Below are 4,044 nucleotides of genomic sequence, written 5' to 3' on the forward strand. Positions count from 1 at the left end.
CCGCCGCCGCGCATCGCACAATGAGTCACATGATTCTTGCCTGTGGGTTAACCATTCTCACGACCGCGATTGGTTTTGCGTCTCTTCTCGCAGCACGCTCTAAATTGCTTACCTCGATGGGCTGGCAATCCGTATCAGGGCTGGCACTTCTCTATATTTCTATGGTCTTGCTTTTCTCCCTTTTCCTCGCAAAATTTGAAGCACCGAACCAACCCAATTCAAAAACGCCTGTTGCTGCATTTGTTCGATTCATCAGTCGGCGCGTGGTTCAATATCGGTTTGCTTGGTTTGCAATTGCTCTTAGCTGCGTCGCCGCCGGTCTATGGAGTGCGTCTTCCGTAAAAATCAATTCAGAGTTCATGGAAACGTACACAGAAGAACATCCGATGATGCAAACCCTGGAGACCATCGACAAAAAACTCGGCGGGTTCCTAAGGCTAGAGGTATGGGTGGATGCCAAAGAGGATGACCTCTTAACGCCGGAGAACTTTGCACGCTTGCACAAACTCCAGAGCTTAGCAGACTCTCACCCCGCCATTCTCTCCAGCTTTTCCTACGTGGACATTCACCAACATCTTCTGCGTGAATCTGGGCAGTTCGAAGGCGTTCCGCCCCTGCCTACTCCGGATGAGAAAGGGCTCAACCAGCTAAAAGTCATTCGCAGCACTGTGGACCTGCTCCATGAGATTTTTCTGCCCTACAACTTCATTACCCGCGACCAAAGCCAGGCTCGTATTCTTTTAAGAATGAGCGACATCGGTACACGTGAATCACTCAAAGTCATTGCGGAGATTGAAGACACCATTCGAGAGGTTTTCCCTGAATCCTCAAACACGCAAGTGAAGCTCACGGGAGAAGTCTACGTGAATAGCGTCGCGGTGGACCGCTTTATTCGTGACCTCTCTTATTCCTTTGCTGGAGCCGCTTTGGTCATTTTTGCAATCATCGCTCTGCTCTTTCGTTCTGTGCTATTTGGTCTCGTTGCAATCCTACCCAACATGACGCCACTTATTCTGACGATGGGTTATATGGGCATGAAAGGCTATGACTTAAATGCCGGCAACGTCGTTGTATTCTCGCTCAGCCTGGGCATTGCAGTAGATAACACCATTCATTTTCTCACGCGTTTTCGTGAAGAAATACAGAACCACAGCATTCACGATGCACTGCGCAGAACAGGTGAGTTCACCGGCCGCGCCATTGTGCTTTCAAGCCTCATTACCCTATCAGGGTTAGCGGTTCTTACCCTATCGGAGTTCAATCCAACGCGGCATTTCGCAGAGCTCACGGGCTTTACGATGCTCAGCGCTTTAATGGGTGATTTGATTTTACTGCCGGCTACACTGGCTGTGTGCTGGCCCGATAAAAAGTAGGCTACTCAACCAATTGCAGAACGTCTTCTGTGAGCACATTGCCATCATCGTTGATGAACTTTACGCGCATTGTGCCTGCATCAGGATCTGCCTCGAAATAGGTATACGTGTAAGTTTTGTAGATGTGTTTGTACTGGTCATTTTCCTGAGCAATATAAACAATGGGATTCACAAAACTTCCGGCGGGCCCGGCAAAGACCTCCCACTGATTCGCGCCTGGTCCACCTGGCTTATCCACCTTCGCCAAAGCACTGAAGTGAAAATCGCCAGACACCCAAAGTACGCCTTGAATATCATTGTCTTCAATATGCTCAAGCAGTTCAGAACGCTGGTGCTGGTAACCATCCCAGCGGTCGTCTTCACTGATAGGACCATAAATTCCGTCCATATCGGTAATCGGCACACCGTGTAGAATAACCTTAAACTTTGAATCGCTCTCTGAGAGCCAAGCTTTTAACCAATCCATTTGAGCAATGGAGATGTAGTCGCCATCATAGCGCTCACCACGGGTATCCATCACCAACACATCGACTACTTTACCCCAATTTAAACGGCGCCAAATACCGGTACCGCCCGGTCCTTCTCTCCATGGAATCGATTCACTCCAAGCTTCACGAGCCCACGCGAAACGGTCCTCAATCAGAAAGTCTTCCCAAGACCAGTTGTTGGTCACTTCATGGTCATCCCAAGTTGCGATCACACTCGTACTTGCGAAGAGGTCCCGCAATCCTTGCTGGCTTAAAGCATCTTCCCACGCATTTCGGTACGATCCGAAAGTAAGCGATGTATCAGCGTAGACCGTGTCTCCAGCCATTAAGAAAAAATCGAGCTTTTCTTCTGCTGCTCTGGTCAGTGTAGGAAAGGGTCGGTTTTGCCCGCCGAGGCAGCTTGTGGCTCCAAATCGAAGAATACGCGAAGCATCAGCAGCCAGCGCAGAGCGAAACCGGGTTACCCTCGAGCGGCGTGTTTGGTCGGCAGAATAGATAGCGATAAAATAAAGTGAGTCTGGCTCTAGATCCGTGATCTCCATTTGAAAAACAGAATCCACCACGGCTTGGTCATCCGCTATGAGCGTATCTTCCCACTCACCGTTTTTCAGCATCAGCACCTTCACGTCAACCACGGACTCTCGAGTTCGTACTGAAAGCATCGCCGACTCAGAGGTGGTGTCACTGATTTGAAGGCCCCAAGCAAAAGCGGTTTCATCCTGAGTTCCCGACGCCATCCAGTTGTCTGGCTCCGCTGCGGGCTCCGGGGTTTCATCGTCTGGAACGTCCGTTGTATTGGATGGGTCGGATGCGTCGGATCCGTCGCTGGCATCGGGAGTATCGGGGCTAGTATCTTCAGTATCCGTATCGGGATCCGGTTGCGCCACGGTCTCATCGGTGACTGTTTCATCAGTACCAGAAGGCACGACCGCCTCAGAACTACAGCCCGAAACGCAGAACCACACAACCAATGCAAAAACCCGTACAACTAAAGCGGCTTGACTCATATTTGATTTCCCCATGTTATTCTGGTTGCCACCAGAAGAGTGGAGGATAACCACCTACATCAAGTTCTACCAGCGAAAACCAACGAGATTTAAAATTTTTCGATGAAAATAAGCGTCTTTGGAGGCATCAAATAGGACCAATCAGCGTTCAAAAGCACCGCGATCAACAATGGGTGCATCACCCTCTCCCGTATCGGTCACAGCTAAGTCATCTCGGCGCCGACCCATACCGGCCGCATCTGTGCCGCCCAAACCGTCCGGAATAAGGCTATTATTTCCCGAGTCGATGGCACTCGAACCTGCTTGAAGAGCTAGGTTTGGGTCTGTCACGAGTAGTTCATCAGGGCCTCTCACGAAGAGTGGATCTTCAGAAATGAGGTTATCGCCCGTTAGAGTGCCGGGCGCGATGCTCCACGCAACCGAAACCACACCACCTGCCTGCGTGGAAATCTCCTGCACATTATTCCAAAGGATACTGTTTACCACGTTCACTGCGCTGCCCGCTGTCTCCAATGACCCGCCAGTACCGGGTACATTGCCCGTCATCGTGACACCAGCGATGGAAACCTGAGAAATGGAATCGGCAAAAAGACAAGCACCTGCCGGAGCAGCATTATCGAAGAAGGTCGCATTACCGATCAGCGGCTCTTGCGTTAGAGCAAGATACAAAGCGCCACCAGCTTCATAACCCTGGTTGGACTGAAACTGGGCGCGTGTCAAAATGAAACTTTGTGAACCAGAGTCGAATATAGCGCCGCCGAGCCGCGCGGCCTGAGTAAGCCATTGCGTATTTTCCAGTCTTACTTCTGATGCGTCTTGCAAGAACAGGCCACCACCTCGGTCTGCTGTATTCGAGACCATCTCCAGGCCGGTAATGACCACCGCAGAGCCTGCAACCATGATTGCACCACCATCAGCGCTCGCTGTATTGCTCACGAACCGGCCTCGTTCTACGGAAAGAACTCCACCATCGACCGCCAACCCACCGCCGCTTAAAGCCTGGTTGGATACAAAAGACACATCGACCAATCGAATTCGACTTTGCGAAGAATACAAGCCGCCTCCCAGTGACTGCGCACCCGTACCGGCAGCATCTCCTCCTTGAACGGTTAGGCCATCTAAACGAACCTCGGAACCACTTTGGCCAATCACTCTCACCACGTTTGACGATTTACC

At 51.0% G+C, this 4,044-nt stretch carries 3 protein-coding genes; 1 reads left to right on the forward strand and 2 read right to left on the reverse strand.

Annotated elements, in window-relative coordinates; translation table 11 throughout:
- The first annotated feature begins 20 nt into the window (after nt 1–20).
- Nucleotides 21–1,373: an MMPL family transporter gene (locus HOK28_14750; GenBank protein MBT6434355.1), complete on the forward strand. Its 1,353-nt coding sequence runs from the start codon at nt 21–23 to the stop codon at nt 1,371–1,373.
- Nucleotide 1,374: 1 nt separating this feature from the next.
- On the opposite strand, the gene HOK28_14755 is transcribed toward HOK28_14750, so the two are convergent.
- Entirely contained in the window at nt 1,375–2,868 is a 1,494-nt protein-coding gene (locus HOK28_14755) for a hypothetical protein (protein MBT6434356.1), read from the reverse strand.
- 141 nt (nt 2,869–3,009) lie between these two features.
- Nucleotides 3,010–4,044 (reverse strand): hypothetical protein (locus HOK28_14760; GenBank protein MBT6434357.1); only part of this gene is annotated, 1,035 nt, incomplete at its 5' end.

It is taken from the genome of Deltaproteobacteria bacterium (genome assembly GCA_018668695.1).
Classification (GTDB): Bacteria; Myxococcota; XYA12-FULL-58-9; order XYA12-FULL-58-9; family JABJBS01; genus JABJBS01.

Coding starts and splice junctions, on each gene's coding strand:
- HOK28_14750 (MBT6434355.1), top strand. CDS start 21: ATGAGTCACATGATTCTTGCCTGTGGGTTAACCATTCTCACGACCGCG.
- HOK28_14755 (MBT6434356.1), bottom strand. CDS start 2,868: ATGAGTCAAGCCGCTTTAGTTGTACGGGTTTTTGCATTGGTTGTGTGG.